Source organism: Streptomyces sp. NPDC057616, from assembly GCF_042800575.1.
GTDB lineage: Bacteria > Actinomycetota > Actinomycetes > Streptomycetales > Streptomycetaceae > Streptomyces.
Window position 1 is genome coordinate 32,960 of record NZ_JBHVGU010000002.1, and the last position, 15,152, is coordinate 48,111.

12 protein-coding genes and 1 pseudogene are annotated in these 15,152 nt (G+C 71.9%); 5 read left to right on the plus strand and 8 right to left on the minus strand.

What is annotated here, in order from left to right:
* Positions 1 to 46 precede the first annotated feature (46 nt).
* A complete protein-coding gene (locus tag ACFU97_RS01990; protein ID WP_384249588.1) occupies positions 47 to 1,450 on the minus strand; it encodes an APC family permease in 1,404 nt (467 codons plus the stop codon).
* A 300-nt stretch (positions 1,451 to 1,750) separates the two neighbouring features.
* Here ACFU97_RS01990 and ACFU97_RS01995 point away from each other — a divergent pair, with 300 nt between their 5' ends.
* On the plus strand, positions 1,751 to 2,590 hold the full coding sequence (locus ACFU97_RS01995) for a hypothetical protein (protein WP_384249591.1): 840 nt from the start codon (positions 1,751 to 1,753) through the stop codon (positions 2,588 to 2,590).
* 78 nt (positions 2,591 to 2,668) lie between these two features.
* Here the strand turns inward: ACFU97_RS01995 and mmsA are convergent, their stop codons facing one another.
* The 5 genes and pseudogenes from mmsA to iolC form a co-directional block, all read right to left on the minus strand.
* Complete coding sequence (mmsA, locus tag ACFU97_RS02000) at positions 2,669 to 4,171, minus strand: CoA-acylating methylmalonate-semialdehyde dehydrogenase (RefSeq protein WP_384249594.1); 1,503 nt, start codon at positions 4,169 to 4,171, stop codon at positions 2,669 to 2,671.
* A 14-nt stretch (positions 4,172 to 4,185) separates the two neighbouring features.
* Positions 4,186 to 6,078 carry a 3D-(3,5/4)-trihydroxycyclohexane-1,2-dione acylhydrolase (decyclizing) gene (iolD, locus tag ACFU97_RS02005; RefSeq protein ID WP_384249597.1) on the minus strand — a complete coding sequence of 631 codons (1,893 nt, stop codon included), beginning with the start codon at positions 6,076 to 6,078 and terminating at the stop codon, positions 4,186 to 4,188.
* Between the two features lie 50 nt (positions 6,079 to 6,128).
* Positions 6,129 to 6,425: pseudogene (locus ACFU97_RS02010) on the minus strand (hypothetical protein); the annotation flags it as partial.
* 40 nt (positions 6,426 to 6,465) lie between these two features.
* Positions 6,466 to 7,347, minus strand: coding sequence for a deoxyribose-phosphate aldolase (locus ACFU97_RS02015; RefSeq protein ID WP_384250285.1), 882 nt, complete (start codon positions 7,345 to 7,347; stop codon positions 6,466 to 6,468).
* Positions 7,348 to 7,400: 53 nt separating this feature from the next.
* Positions 7,401 to 8,351: a 5-dehydro-2-deoxygluconokinase gene (gene iolC, locus ACFU97_RS02020; protein ID WP_384249600.1), complete on the minus strand. Its 951-nt coding sequence runs from the start codon at positions 8,349 to 8,351 to the stop codon at positions 7,401 to 7,403.
* 125 nt (positions 8,352 to 8,476) lie between these two features.
* Here iolC and ACFU97_RS02025 point away from each other — a divergent pair, with 125 nt between their 5' ends.
* The 4 genes from ACFU97_RS02025 to ACFU97_RS02040 all read left to right on the plus strand — a co-directional run bounded on the left by ACFU97_RS02025 (position 8,477) and on the right by ACFU97_RS02040 (position 11,787).
* A complete protein-coding gene (locus ACFU97_RS02025; RefSeq protein WP_384249602.1) occupies positions 8,477 to 9,397 on the plus strand; it encodes a sugar phosphate isomerase/epimerase family protein in 921 nt (306 codons plus the stop codon).
* 255 nt (positions 9,398 to 9,652) lie between these two features.
* Positions 9,653 to 10,501 carry a helix-turn-helix domain-containing protein gene (locus tag ACFU97_RS02030; protein ID WP_384250287.1) on the plus strand — a complete coding sequence of 283 codons (849 nt, stop codon included), beginning with the start codon at positions 9,653 to 9,655 and terminating at the stop codon, positions 10,499 to 10,501.
* A 437-nt stretch (positions 10,502 to 10,938) separates the two neighbouring features.
* On the plus strand, positions 10,939 to 11,148 hold the full coding sequence (locus ACFU97_RS02035; protein WP_384249605.1) for a helix-turn-helix transcriptional regulator: 210 nt from the start codon (positions 10,939 to 10,941) through the stop codon (positions 11,146 to 11,148).
* 75 nt (positions 11,149 to 11,223) lie between these two features.
* Positions 11,224 to 11,787 (plus strand): GNAT family N-acetyltransferase, encoded by a 564-nt coding sequence (locus tag ACFU97_RS02040; RefSeq protein WP_384249607.1) that lies wholly within the window; start codon positions 11,224 to 11,226, stop codon positions 11,785 to 11,787.
* Here ACFU97_RS02040 and ACFU97_RS02045 read toward each other — a convergent pair.
* Positions 11,768 to 12,811 carry a zinc-dependent alcohol dehydrogenase family protein gene (locus tag ACFU97_RS02045; protein ID WP_384249610.1) on the minus strand — a complete coding sequence of 348 codons (1,044 nt, stop codon included), beginning with the start codon at positions 12,809 to 12,811 and terminating at the stop codon, positions 11,768 to 11,770. The genes ACFU97_RS02040 and ACFU97_RS02045 overlap by 20 nt on opposite strands.
* Entirely contained in the window at positions 12,762 to 15,053 is a 2,292-nt protein-coding gene (locus ACFU97_RS02050) for an MMPL family transporter (protein ID WP_384249612.1), read from the minus strand. The genes ACFU97_RS02045 and ACFU97_RS02050 overlap by 50 nt, the downstream gene beginning before the upstream one ends.
* Positions 15,054 to 15,152: the final 99 nt, after the last annotated feature.

Genomic DNA, 15,152 nt, shown 5'->3' on the forward strand with positions numbered 1-15,152 from the left:
TGGCCGGTCGCGCAGTTCCCTGCGCCCGTGAACGGCCTGCGGCCTCTCAGGCCTGGGCGTCCTCCGGGATGGAGACCAGCCAGCGGGTCTCCTTGCGGGGGCGGAGGTACAGCGCCCAGTAGAGGGTGGCCACGGCCGTGATGCCGCCGGTCCACAGGAGGTAACTCGCCTCCTGCCGGCTGAGGATGTAGGCCAGGACCGCGATCAGGAGGACCGGCATCGCGGGCCACAGGGGCATGCGCCAGGCGGGCGTGTGCCGGTGGGAGCCGCGGCGGGCGAGGAGGGCGGCGACGGCGACGAGGAGGTACATGCCGGTCACCGAGACGCCCGTGACGCCGTAGAGGGTGTCCAGGTTCACGAAGCACAGGAGGGCGCCGGGGACGCCGACGGCGAGGGTGGCGACCCACGGGGAGCCGAAGCGGCCGAGCTTGGCGAAGACGGTGTTGACCGGGCCGGGCCAGGCCTTGTCGCGGGCCGAGGCGAACAGGACGCGGGAGTTCTGGATGACCATGACGATGCCCGCGTTGATGATCGCGAGGGCCACGCAGAGGCTGACGAAGGTGCCGACCGCGGAGTTGGACCAGGCGGTGACCATGCCGCTGATGTCGCCGCCGGTCAGCTGGGAGATGTCGGAGGCGCCCATGGTGATCGCCGCGACCGGCACCAGGATGATCACCGTCGAGATGGCGAGGGTGGCCAGGACCGTACGGGCGACGTTGCGGCGCGGGTGCTCCAGCTCCTCGGAGAGGTAGACCGCGGTCGAGAAGCCCTGGGTGACGAAGAGGGCGATCGCGAGGCCGGAGACCACCAGCATCGCCGTCACCGTGTCCGTGTGGCCGTGGGTGCCGGCCACCTTCATCGACACCAGGCTGCTCACGCCCCGCTCGCTGTGCGCGAAGCCGAGGAGGGCGACCACGGCCGCCGCGATGACCTCGAGGACCAGGAAGACGCCGGTGATCCAGGCGTTGGCGCGCAGGTCGAGCAGGCCGGCCAGGGTGGCGAGCAGCATCACGCCGGCCCCGGCGACGGCCGGGTCGAGGTGCACGATCGGCGTCAGGTAGTCCGCCGTGCCCATCGCGATCACCGGCGGCACGATCATGACGACCAGCAGGGAGAGGACGAACACCAGCCAGCCCGCGAGCCGTCCGGCCATCGTCGAGACCATCGCGTACTCGCCGCCGGCGCTGGGGATGAGGGTGCCCAGCTCCGAGTAGCAGAACGCGACGGCGATACAGAGCAGGGAGCCGATGCCGATCGTCAGGGCGGTGGCGGTGCCGAGGGAGCCGAACAGGTCCGGCACGACCACGAACAGCGTGGAGGCGGGGGTCACGCAGGAGAGCGTGAGCAGGGTGCCGCCGACGACTCCGATGGAGCGTTTGAGCGTGGCGGGACTGGCGCCGGCCGCCGCCTCGGGGGCGGCGGTGTCGACAGGGCGGAGCGTGTCGGTCATGCAGCGGTTCCGATCGACTGGTGCGGATGCCTCCGGCGGCTGGGGTGGGATGCATAGAACCCCGACGAAAACCGAGGCGTCAATAGGTGTCTGGCTACGGAATCAGTAGGAAGACGGCCATCAAGGGCACGTAAACAGCAGTTCCGCGCAGACCGTTCCGGGTCCTTGAGCCGTACGGGAACCGCAGGGCGGGCGCCGAAAAAAGGTGGGGACGTCCGGTATCCGGACCTGTCGGTACGTCCCGCTAGAGTCAGCGAGCACAGAAACTCACAACCGAATCACAGCAATGGGTGGGGACTCATGAAGCTGAAGCACACCGCTGCCTGGGTGGGGATCACGGTGGCGGCGACACTCACGGTGTCCGCGTGCGGCGCGGACGGCGCGAAGACGGCGGCCAAGGCCGTGGACAACGCGGACAAGATCATGGCCGTCCTGTCCCGGGCGACCGACCGCACCGAGCAGCTCGGCTCCGCCCAGGTCAAGGTCTCCACCGACCTGGGCACGGGCACCCCGATCGCCATGGACGGGACGTACTCCTGGGGCGACGGGCTGGCCTTCGACGCGGAGATGGACACCGCGGCCGCGCAGATGCAGCGGCTGCAGGACAGCCCGAAGACCCGGGTGCTGTTCGTGGACGGCGCGTACTACTACGACATCGACCCGCAGCCCTCCGGCCCGCTCGCGGGCAAGGAGTGGATGAAGATCGACTCCTCGGCCATCTTCGGCGACAAGGGCTCGCAGGCCTTCAGCGGCAGCAGCGGGGGCGGCAACCCGGCGGCCGCGATGCGCGGCCTGAAGTACGCGAGCAACGTCAAGGAGCTGGGCCGCGAGACCGTCGACGGGCAGGGCACGACCCACTACCGCGCCGTCGTCGACAAGGCGCACATGGGCAAGTTCAAGGACGCCTACGGCGGTGACAACCTGATGGGCTCGGTCACCGGCGGCACCGACTCGATGACCATGGACATCTGGGTCGGCTCCAAGGACCTCCCGGTCCGCCTGAAGCAGGCGATCGGCGCGGTCGAGGTCACCATGGACTTCCAGAAGTTCGGTGCCACGGCCCCGGTGAAGGCGCCGCCGGCCGCGCAGACCGGTGACCTCACCGAGCAGATCAAGAAGGCCCAGGAGCAGCAGGGCTGAGGCCGGACACGGCGGTACCCCGCCCCTCGCCGCCGAGCGGGAGGAGCGGGGCACCGTACGGTTTGTGCGCCTGGGGCCTCAGTGGTTGCGCGGGAAGCCGAGGTCGACGCCCGCGGGGGCGTCGGCCGGGTCCGGCCAGCGCGTGGTGACGACCTTGCCGCGGGTGTAGAAGTGCGTGCCGTCGTTGCCGTAGATGTGGTGGTCGCCGAAGAGGGAGTCCTTCCAGCCACCGAAGCTGTGGTAGCCGACCGGGACCGGGATCGGGACGTTCACGCCGACCATGCCCGCCTCGATCTCCAGCTGGAAGCGGCGGGCGGCGCCGCCGTCCCGGGTGAAGATCGCGGTGCCGTTGCCGAAGGGCGAGTTGTTGATCAGCGCGACACCCTCCTCGTAGGTGTCCACGCGCAGCACGCACAGCACCGGGCCGAAGATCTCGTCCTGGTACGCCTTCGCCGACGTCGGCACCTTGTCGAGCAGGGACAGGCCGATCCAGTGGCCGTCCTCGTAGCCCTCCACCGTGTAGCCGGTGCCGTCCAGGACGACCTCGCAGCCCTCGGCCGCGGCCCCGGTGACGTAGGAGGCGACCTTGTCGCGGTGCACCTTGGTGATCAGCGGACCCATCTCGGAGGCCGGGTCGTCGCCCGGACCGATCTTGATCTTCTCGGCGCGCTCGCGGATCTTCTCCACCAGCGTGTCGCCCACCGCGCCGACGGCGACGACGGCGGAGATGGCCATGCAGCGCTCGCCCGCGGAGCCGTAGGCGGCGGACACCGCGGCGTCGGCGGCCGCGTCCAGGTCGGCGTCCGGCAGCACCAGCATGTGGTTCTTGGCGCCGCCCAGCGCCTGCACCCGCTTGCCGTTCGCGGCGGCGGTGGTGTGGATGTAGCGGGCGATGGGGGTGGAGCCGACGAAGGAGACGGCCTTGACGTCCGGGTGCTCCAGGAGACGGTCGACGGCCACCTTGTCGCCGTGCACGACGTTGAAGACGCCGTCGGGCAGGCCGGCCTCGGCCAGCAGCTCCGCGATCTTGAGGGAGGCGGAGGGGTCCTTCTCGGACGGCTTGAGGACGAAGGTGTTGCCGGTCGCGATGGCGATCGGGAACATCCACATCGGCACCATGGCCGGGAAGTTGAACGGCGTGATGCCCGCGACCACACCGAGCGGCTGGCGGATCGAGGCCACGTCGACGCGGCTGGCGACCTGGGTGGACAGCTCGCCCTTGAGCTGGACGTTGATGCCGCAGGCGAGGTCCACGATCTCCAGGCCGCGGGCCACCTCGCCGAGCGCGTCGGAGTGCACCTTGCCGTGCTCGGCGGTGATCAGCTCGGCGATCTCGTCGCGGTGGGCGTCCAGCAGCGCGCGGAAGCGGAAGAGGATCTCCGTGCGGCGGGCCAGCGAGGACTGGCCCCAGGTGGCGAAGGCGTCCTTCGCGGCGGCGACCGCGGCGTCCACCTCGTCGACCGTCGCGAACGCGACCTTCGTGGTGACCGCGCCGGTCGCCGGGTCGGTGACCGGCCCGTACGTACCCGACGCGCCGTCGACGGTCTTGCCGCCGATCCAGTGGTTGACGATCTTCGTCATGACCGGTTTCTCCTTCACAGATGGCGGCGTCGGGTGGAGACGTGCCGTTCGTACAGCTCTCGTGCCTTGACCGCCGACGGTCGGGTCGCGGTCTCGGCCACGGGTACATCCCACCAGGCCTGGGCGGGCGGCGGGCCCGACACAGTGTCGGCCGTTTCGGTCTCGACGTAGACACATGTGGGAGTGTCGGCGGCGCGGGCCTCGGCGAGCGCCTCGCGCAGATCGCCGACGGTCTTGGCGCGCAGGACGCGCATGCCCAGGCTGGCCGCGTTGGCGGCGAGGTCCACGGGCAGCGGCGTTCCCGTGTACGTGCCGTCGCCCGACGGGTAGCGGTACGCGGTGCCGAACCGCTCGCCGCCCACCGACTCCGACAGGCCACCGATGGACGCGTACCCGTGGTTCTGGACCAGCAGCACCTTGATCGCGACGCCCTCCTGCACGGCGGTCACGATCTCCGTCGGCATCATCAGGTACGTGCCGTCGCCGACCAGCGCCCACACCGGCCGGTCCGGCGCCGCCAGCTTCACGCCGATCGCTGCGGGGATCTCGTAGCCCATGCAGGAGTATCCGTACTCCAGGTGGTACTGGTCCCGTGAGCGCGCCCGCCACAGCTTGTGCAGGTCGCCCGGGAGGGAGCCGGCCGCGTTGACGATCACGTCCGTCTCGTCGACCAGCGCGTCGAGCGCGCCCAGGACCTGCGGCTGCGTCGGCCGTACGTCCGGCTCGTCGGCCTCGTAGCAGGCGTCGACGCGCTGCTCCCAGCGCTCCTTGTCCTCGGTGTACTCGGTGACGTAGGACGACGCGACCCGGTACGCGTGCGTGTCCAGGCCCGCGGTCAGCTCCTGGAGGCCGCTGCGGGCGTCCGCGACCAGGGGCAGGCCGGCGAGCTTGTGGCCGTCGTAGGGCGCGATGTTGAGGTTGAGGAAGCGGACGCCCTCGCCGGCGAACAGGGTGCCGGAGGCGGTGGTGAAGTCGGTCCAGCGGGTGCCGACGCCGATCACCAGGTCGGCGGTGCGGGCGAGTTCGTCGGCCGTCGCCGTGCCGGTGTGGCCGATGCCGCCGACGTCCTGCGGGTGGTCCCAGCGCAGGGAGCCCTTGCCGGCCTGGGTGGAGGCGACCGGTATGCCGGTGGCCGCCGCGAACTCGGCGAGGGCCTCCTCGGCCTGGCTGTGGTGGACGCCGCCGCCCGCGACGACCAGCGGCCGGCGCGCGGCCCTGACCACGCGTACCGCCTCGGCGAGTTCGGTCGGGTCGGCGCCCGGGCGGCGGACCACCCAGGTGCGCTCGGCGAAGAACTCCTCGGGCCAGTCGTACGCCTCCGCCTGCACGTCCTGCGGCAGGGCGAGCGTCACGGCGCCGGTCTCGACGGGGTCGGTGAGCACCCGCATGGCCTGCAGGGCCGCCGGGACGAGCTGCTCGGGGCGGGTGATGCGGTCGAAGTACCGGGAGACCGGGCGCAGGCTGTCGTTGACCGACACGTCGCCCGCGTACGGGACTTCGAGCTGCTGCAGGACCGGGTCGGCGGGGCGGGCGGCGAAGACGTCGCCCGGCAGGAGCAGGACCGGCAGGTGGTTGACGGTGGCGAGGGCGGCGCCGGTCACGAGGTTGGTCGCACCCGGTCCGATCGAGGTCGTCACGGCGTGCGTGGACAGGCGGCCCGACTGGCGGGCGTAGCCGACCGCCGCGTGCACCATGGCCTGTTCGTTGCGGCCCTGGTGGTAGGGCATGTGGTCCGCGTACTCGAGCAGCGCCTGGCCGATCCCCGCCACGTTGCCGTGCCCGAAGATGCCCCAGGTCGCGTCGATCAGCCGCTGCCGTACGCCGTCCCGCTCGGTGTACTGGACGGACAGGAAGCGCACCAGCGCCTGTGCGACCGTCAGCCGCGCCGTCGAGGTGGTCGGAGTCATCGGTAACCCCCAGTGCCAGTTGCGTGGGCCGGTCGGAGGCGGATCCGCCGCTCCCGTCCCAGGACGCCGGATCCGCCCCCACGGGAGGGAGATACGCGCTGACGGCGCAATCCGTTCGGGACCTCCGGCGCGGGGCCGTAGCGGGCGGGGAGTCGTCGCTCGCACTTCGCTCCTGCCAGGGCGAAGCGGCCTCCCGCGCCGGAGGCGATCTGGGTCCGGGCGTCACGGGGACCGTACGCGAGGTCGAAGACCGTCGCGAACACGCCTGCCCCGCCCGGGAGTTGCATCTTCTGGTCCGTCGCGTCACGGGCCGGCCGTACCGTACATCCGCCCGGTGGCGGAAGCACGGTCCTCCCGATGTACAGCTCGGCCGCGGCCATCAGCTCCTCACAGCAGTCCTACGGCGGTGTCGACGGCGGCGGCCACGTCGCCGTCCGGCGGATACAGCAGCGAGCGGCCGACCACCAGGCCGCGCACGGTGGGCAGCTGGAGGGCGCCGCGCCACTTCTCATATGCCCCGTCCTGGTCGTCGCCGACCTCGCCGCCGAGCAGGACCGCGGGCAGCGTGGAGGTCTCCATGACCTCGGCCATGTCGTCCGGGTTCTCGGTGACGGGGAGCTTGAGCCAGGTGTAGGCCGAGGTGCCGCCGAGGCCCGAGGCGATCGCGATGGACTTGGTGACGGCCTCGGCGGACAGGTCGTTCTTCAGCTTCCCCTCGCCCGTGCGGTGGCTGAGGAAGGGCTCGACGAAGACGGGGAGGCGGCGCGCCGCCATGTCGTCGATGGCACGGGCCGTGGACTCCAGGGTGGTCAGCGAGCCCGTGTCGGCGTAGTCGATGCGCAGCAGCAGCTTGCCCGCGTCGAAGCCGAGCCGCTCGATGTCCTCGGCGCGGTGGCCGGTGAAACGGTCGTCGAGCTCGAAGCTCGCGCCCTGGAGGCCGCCGCGGTTCATCGAGCCCATGACGACCTTGTTCTCCAGCGCGCCGAGCAGGAGCAGGTCGTCGAGGATGTCGGCGGTCGCGAGGACGCCGTCGACGCCGGGGCGGGAGAGCGCGAGGCAGAGCCGTTCGAGCAGGTCGACGCGGTTGGCCATGGCGAACCTGCGGTCGCCGACGCCGAGCGCGCCGCGGGCCGGATGGTCGGCGGCCACGATCATCAGCCGGCCGGAGTCGCCCAAGAGCGCTCTGCGGGCGCGGCGGGCGGCGGCCTCCGCCACGGCTTCGGGGTGGTGCGCGCGGACGCGGACGAGTTCGGAGACGTCCACGCGCACGTGCGCCACGCCGCCGTCGCCTTCGTGGTGGGCGCCCGAGACCCGGCCCGCCCTCACAGCACCGCTCCGGCGTCGAGCGCGGCCGCGATCTCCTCGGCGGTCGGCATGGCGGAGGAGCACTCCAGGCGGGAGGCGACGATCGCACCGGCCGCGTTGGCCCGCCGCATGATCGTCTCCAGGTCCAGGCCCGCCAGCAGTCCGTCGCAGAGGGAGCCGCCGAAGGCGTCGCCGGCCCCGAGGCCGTTGAGGACGCTGACCGGCAGCGGCGGGACCTCGGCGGACTCGCCGTTGGCGCTGACCGCGAGCACGCCCTTGGGGCCCTGTTTGACGACGGCGAGTTCGCAGCCGGCGTCCAGCAACGCCTGGGCGGCGGCGCGCGGTTCGCGCACCCCGGTGGCGACCTCCACCTCGTCGAGGTTGCCGACGGCGACGGTGGTGTGGCGCAGGGCCTCCGCGTAGAAGGGGCGCGCCGAGGCGGGGTCCTTCCAGAACATCGGGCGCCAGTCGAGGTCGAAGACCGTGGTGCCGGCCTTGGCCCGGTGGGCGAGGGCCGCCAGCGTCGCCGTACGGCTGGGCTCCTCGCTCAGTCCGGTGCCGGTGACCCAGAAGATGCGGGCGCCGCGGATGGCGTCGAGGTCGAGCTCGTGGGCGTCGATCTCCAGGTCGGGGGCCTTGGGCTGCCGGTAGAAGTAGAGCGGGAAGTCGTCCGGCGGGAAGATCTCGCAGAAGGTGACCGGGGTCGGCAGGCCGGGGACCGGGGTGACCCAGCGGTCGTCGACGCCGAAGCCGCTGAGAGCCTCGTGCAGATAGGTACCGAAGGGGTCGTCGCCGGTGCGGGTGATCACCGCGGTGCGGTGCCCGAGCCGGGCCGCGGCCACCGCGACGTTGCTCGCCGAGCCGCCGAGGAACTTGCCGAAACTCGTCACCTGCGGCAGCGGAACGCCGGTCTGGAGCGGATAGAGGTCCACCCCGATCCGCCCCATGGTGATCAGGTCGTACGCCATCGGCTTCCCTTCGTTGCAACTCCTCCCCCGGTTTCTAGCCGGGCGCACGGAGCCCTGTCAATGTTTTGTCCAGACATTCGGACCAGACCTTGACACCCCCTGCCGGGACCCGCACGCTGGCGGCCATGACGTCGTTGTCACCTCAATCTTCCGGCCTTTCCCGTATCCGCGTCGGTTCAGCGCCCGACTCGTGGGGCGTCTGGTTCCCGGACGATCCCCGCCAAGTCCCCTGGCAGCGCTTCCTCGACGAGGTCGCGGACTCGGGCTACGAGTGGATCGAACTGGGGCCGTACGGGTACCTGCCGACCGATCCCGCCGTCCTCGTCGAGGAGACGGCCCGCCGTGGCCTGAAGGTGTCGGCCGGCACGGTGTTCACCGGCCTGCACCACGGCGAGGCCGTGTGGGAGAAGACCTGGGCGCACGTCGCGGACAACGCGGCCCTCGCGCAGGCGATGGGAGCGTCCCACCTGGTGGTCATCCCGTCCTTCTGGCGGGACGACAAGACCGGCGAGGTGCTGGAGCCGGACACCCTGACGCCCGGGCAGTGGCGCAACCTCAACACCCTGACGGAGCGGCTGGGGCGCCGGGTGCGGGAGGAGTACGGGCTGCAGATCGTGGTGCACCCGCACGCCGACACCCACATCGACAGCGAGGAGAACGTCGTACGGTTCCTCGACGGGACCGACTCCGGCGTGGTCTCGCTCTGCCTGGACACCGGGCACTACGCCTACTGCGGCGGCGACAGCGTCAAGCTGATCGAGACCTACGGCGAGCGGATCGGCTATCTGCACCTCAAGCAGGTGGACCCGGAGATCCTGGCGGACGTGCGGGCGAAGGGGACGCCGTTCGGGCCGGCGGTCGCGCAGGGGGTCATGTGCGAGCCCCCGGCGGGGGTGCCTGAGCTGGGGCCGGTGCTTGATGCCGCGCAGGCTCTGGGGGTGGAGTTGTTCGCGATCGTCGAGCAGGACATGTACCCGTGTGAGCCGGATGCCCCGTTGCCGATCGCTCGGCGGACCCGGGCGTTCTTGCGGTCCTGTGGGGCGTAGCCCTTCGGGGTGGAGCCGGGTGCCCGGTCGTCTGCCGGGTTCTGTGCGCAGGCGGGTGCGGGTTGAGTGTGGCTTGTCGCGCAGTTCCCCGAGCCCCTAGGCAGGTTGGAGTGGGCGTAGGACCATGTGCGGGTGACCTCTGGGGGGCTGGTTCGGGCCGGGCAGGGTCCCTGGGGCGCCTGGGAGACCGTGCTGGCTCGGCCGCATCCTCGGCTGCGGCCCGGGGTGATCAGTTATCGCGGGGTGCGGCTGGCGCTGGACCGGCCGCGGCGGCGGCTGGAGGCGCCCATCGGGGCGGCGACCCTGCTGTTCGGCTTCGAGGAACCGGTGCGCATCACGCGCGCGGGGCGGCCCCCGGCGACGCTCGTCTCGGTGTTCTCGGGGCCGACGACCACACCCGCCGTCGGCGAGCACGGCGGGCGGTTGTCCGGGGTCGAGGTGCTGCTCATGCCGTGGGCGGCGTTCACGCTGTTCGGCACCCCGCAGTACGAGCTCACCGACCGTACCGTCGACCCGGACGACCTGCCGCACGTCCTCGGCGCCCGCAGGGACGCCGGCCGCTGGCGCAGCATCGGTGAGCTGTCCGCCGCGCTGGCGGCACTGCCCAGCTGGCAGGCCCGTTTCGGGCTGCTGGACGACGAGTTGACGCGCTGGTCGCAGGCCGGCACGCCGAGCTCCGCGCGAGTGGTGCGGGCCTGGTCGGAGCTGGTGCGGACCTGGGGCTCGGTGCCGGTACGGGGGCTGGCGGAGGAGGTCGGCTGGAGCGTGCGGCACCTGGAGAACCGGTTCCGCGAGCAGATCGGGCTCGGCCCGAAGGTCGCTGCCCGGGTGCTGCGGCTGCAGCGGGCACGGCGGCTGCTGGCGCAGGGCCACGGCCAGGCGGAGACCGCGGCGATCTGCGGTTTCTACGACCAGGCCCATCTCAGCGGGGAGTTCAGGGCGATGACGGGGTGCACGCCCCGTGAGTTCACCTTGGCGCGGGTGGTCCCGCCCGTGGCGCATCCCGGGGTGCCGGCCCCCGACCGGATGACCGGCGAGGCGACGAGCCTGTTGCTCACATCCGCACGAAGTGCGGTTTTTTCCAAGACCGGCAGGGTCCGCTGAATGCACGCTGATCTTCCGGCCGGTGATCCCGGGGGGAGGTCACCGACCGCACGTCCCCGGGGACGACGGCACGTCCTCGGGGACGGAAACCGGGGGAGCCGGTGGGCCGGGCCCGGCGCAGCGGGTCCGGCCCACCTTTCCGGCTCCGAGCGGTCGCCGGCCGGCGTCAACGGGCCATTGCCGGACCCCCGTTGTCAACGCGCCGCGCCTTCGAGCCCGCGCACGCCTTTGCAGCACTCGTGTCACAAACGCCCCCCTCGTGTCACGCATGTCCCGTGTACGCGGGTTCCGCGTCACACCCGCCCCACAGGCCCTGCCCTCCTTTCACGCCCCTCGTTGACCGGGGCACAGGCTGTGTGATCGCCAGCGCAGCGCCCGGCTCCCCCGACGGCCACCCCCCGGCCGACCCCGCGGCGCGCGCAGGGAGGTGCTGCCCCATGACCGACCGAAGGCTCTGGTCGTACAAGGAGATCGCCGCGCACATCAAGGTGCAGCCGGACACCGTGCGCTCCTACCGCAAGCACGGGCTGCTGCCCCCGCCCGACCACGTCGAGAGCGGCAAGCCCTTCTGGTTCGCCGACACGGTCCGCGCCTGGGTGGCCTCCCGGCCGGGCAACCGGGGCCGCAGAGAGGACGAGAGCTCCTGATCTGCCGGCCCACGGCCCCTGTGGCCACGGAAAAAGCACCTGTGCCCCACCCTGCGCGTGGGGCACGGTTGTTCCATGAGTTTCTCCGTCAAACCCGTGCTCACCGGCGCCAGGACCGTACTGCGGCCGTTCACCGAGGCCGACGCCGACACCATGTGGGAGATCATCGAGGACCCCGAGGTCGTCCGCTTCACCGGCGAACCCTCCCGCGAGCTCACCCCGGAGTTCGTACGGTCCTGGTACGGCTCCCGGGCCGACCGGCCCGACCGCCTCGACCTCGCCGTCACCGACCGCGCCACCGGCGAACTCGTCGGCGAGGTCGTCCTGTACGAGTGGGACCCGCAGGCCCGCAGCTGCACCTTCCGCACCCTGATCGGCCCGCGCGGCCGGAACCGCGGGCTCGGCACGGAGGCCACCCGGCTCATCGTCGGCCACGCCTTCGAGCACCTCGGCGTGCACCGCATCCAGCTGGAGGCGTACGGCCACAACCACCGGGCCCTGCGGGTCTACGAGAAGGCCGGCTTCACGGTCGAAGGGGTGCGGCGGGAGGCCGAGTTGCGCGACGGTGAGTGGGTCGACCAGGTGATGATGGGCATCCTCGACCGCGAGTGGGCCGCCCTCAGCTCCACGGCTCGATGACGGTCACCCCCGCTCCGGGCGCCGTCCCCATCGCCGCCAGTGCCGCGGGCGTCGCGTCCAGGGTGATGGCCGAGGTCACCAGCAGATCGGGACGCAGCACCCCCGCCTTCACCAGCTCCAGCATCGGCGGGTAGGTGTGCGCCGCCATCCCGTGGCTGCCCAGCACTTCCAGCTCCAGGGCGATCGCGCGGGCCATCGGGACGGGGGTCGTGCCGGTCGGCGACGGGAGCAGGCCCACCTGGACGTGTCGGCCCCGGCGGCGCAGGCCGTTCACGGACGCGGCGCAGGTCACCGGCGAGCCCAGGGCGTCGAGGGACAACTGGGCACCGCCGCCGGTCAGTTCACGGACCGCCGCGGCCGTGTCAGGGGTCACCGACCCGTCCACGCACTCGACCGCGCCGAACTTCCGCGCCAGGTCCAGGGCCCGCGGCGACACGTCCACCGCGATCACCCGCGCCCCCGACGCCGCCGCGATCATCACGGCGGACAGGCCCACTCCCCCGCAGCCGTGCACCGCGACCCACTCCCCTGCCGCCACCCGGCCCTGCTGCACCACGGCCCGGAACGCCGTGGCGAACCGGCAGCCCAGCGCCGCCGCCGTGGCGAACGACAGGCCCTCCGGGATCGCCACCAGGTTGACGTCGGCGTGGTCCAGCGCCACGTACTGCGCGAACGAGCCCCAGTGGGTGAACCCGGGCTGGGTCTGCCGCTCGCACACCTGCTGGTCCCCGGCCGCGCACGCCGCACACGTCCCGCAGGCGCAGACGAAGGGGACGGTGACGCGGTCGCCGGGGCGCCAGTTGCCCACCCGGGCGCCCACCGCCTCCACCACACCGGCGAGTTCGTGGCCGGGCACGTGCGGGAGGGTGATGTCGGGGTCGTGGCCCTGCCAGCCGTGCCAGTCGCTCCGGCAGAGGCCGGTGGCTTCCACGCGTACGACGACTCCGTGTTCGGCCGGGTGAGGGTCGGGCACCTCACGTACGTCGAGCTGGTTCCCGTACTGCTCGAACACCACTGCCCGCATCTGCGCTCCCATCGCCGTCTTCGTCTGCGGATCCATCGTGGCCGGTCGCGCAGTTCCCCGCGGCCCTGGCGGGGCGATTGTCGCCACCCTCGCTCAGACCGAACCGTGCGTGCAGTCTCCGCAAGGGCGCCGGGGCCCACCAGGTCGCCCTGCCCGTCAGCCGCATGACCGCCGGGACCAGCAGGCTTCGTACGATCATCGCGTCCATCAGGACCGCCAGGGCGATGCCCAGCCCGAGCATCTTGGTGTTGGTCACCCGCGAGGTGCCGATCGCGACCATCACCACGGCCAGGATCACCGCCGCCGCCGTGATCAGCCCGCCCGTGCGCTGGAGGCCGTACCGGACCGAGGTGGTGTGGTCGCCGGTTCTGTCGTACTCCTCCTTGATGCGGGAGAGCAGGAAGACGCCGTAGTCCATGGAGAGGCCGAAGGCCACGCAGAACATCAGGACCGGCAGGGTGGTCTCGATGGAGCCGGGGCTGGTGAAGCCGAGCAGGCCGGAGAGATGGCCGTCCTGGAAGACCCAGACCACCGCGCCGAACATGGCGCTCAGACTGAGGGCGTTCAGCACCACGGCCTGGATCGGTATCAGCACGCTGCCCGTCAGCAGGAACACCAGCAGCAGGGTGACCACGGCGATGAAGGCGGCCGCCCAGGGCAGGCGCTCGGCTATCGCGTGCTTGGAGTCGACCAGGACGGCCGCCGTGCCGGTCACCTTGGTGTCGAAGGGAGCGTCGGCGGCACGCAGTTCGCCCACCAGGCGCTGCGCCGTGCCGTCGACGGCCTCGCCCTTCGGCTGCACGGTGAAGTACGCCGTACTCCCCTTCACCAGCGGGCCGTCGACCCGCAGCGCACCGGGCAGCTCCGCGATGCGCTCCTTGTACGCCGCGTACTCGGCGGGTGTCGCCCTCCCTTCTGCGAGCACTTCCAGGCCGCCGCCGGGGCTGCCCGGGAAGCCGTCGCGGATGTGCTGCTGCACCACGTGCGACTCGGCGCCCGAGGGCAGCTGGCGGTCGTCCGCGGTGCCGAACTTGACGCCCAGGAAGGGCAGTCCGAGGACGATCAGGACGGCGGTGGTCGCCACGGCGAAGAACGGCGCGCGGCGCATGACGAGCGTCGCCGCCCGCGCCCACGCCGTGCCCTCCTCGCCCGAGGTCCGCGCCGGGCGTCCGCGCCGCAGCAGGCGCCGCAGGTCAAGGGCGTTGACCCGGTCTCCCAGCAGGACCAGGGCGGCCGGGAGCAGGATCAGGGCGGCCGCGGCCGCCAGCAGCACCACGGCGATGCCGGCGTAGGCGAACGACCGCAGGAAGTACTGCGGGAAGAGCAGCATCGCGGCCAGCGAGACGGCGACCGTGAGCGCCGAGAACAGGACCGTGCGACCGGCGGTGCGCAGGGTGGTCGCCACCGCGCGCAGGGGTTCGGCGCCGGCGGACAGCTCCTCGCGGAAGCGCCGGACGACGAACAGGGCGTAGTCGATGGCGAGTCCGAGGCCGAGAGCCGTGGTGAGGTTCAGCGCGAAGACGGAGACGTCGGTGAACTCGGTGAGGGCGCGCAGCACCGCGTTGGTCCCCAGGATCGCGACGATGCCGATGCCCAGCGGCAGCAGTGCGGCGACGGCGCTGCCGAAGACCATCACCAGCAGCACGAGTGTGACCGGCAGGGCGATCAGCTCGGCGCGGGTCAGGTCCTCCTTGATGGTCGTCTGCATCTCGTGGCGCACCGCGACGATGCCGCCGACCTTGACCTCCACCGGGCCGTGGGCGCCGCGGAAGGAGGGCGCGACGCGGTCCAGGGTCCTGCCCATCGCGTTCTCGTCGCCCGTGATGCGGGCGGCGATCAGCGCCTCGTGGCCGTCCTCGGCGCGCAGGGACGGTTTCGCCGAGGCGTCCGCCTGCCAGTAGGAGCCGACGCCCGTGACGCCCTTCTCCTCGGACAGGCGCTCGGTCAGGCGCCGGGCCTCGGCTGCCACCGCCGGGTCGTCCACCGACGAGCGGCCGGAGTCGACGAGCAGCAGAAGGTTGGGCTGGGAGGCGGGGAACTCCCGCTCCAGCGCCTTGGTGGCGTACGTCGACTGGGCGTCCGGGTCCTCCCAGCCGCCGCTGCCGAGGCGGTCGGCGACGCCGCTGCCGGCCAGCACGGCGAGGGCGGTGATCACCAGGGCGACGAGCAGCGACAACCGCGGTCGGGCGGTGACGAAACGGGTCCAGCCGCCCAGGTGTGGTGGCTTGTTGACTTCGGTCATCGTGCGGTGTCCCCTTCACCGAGGAAAACCATAGACTGGAAACACGAGAGATCGCTCGCGTTTCTCCAGAATGCGAGCGACCGCTCGCGTTTGTCAACG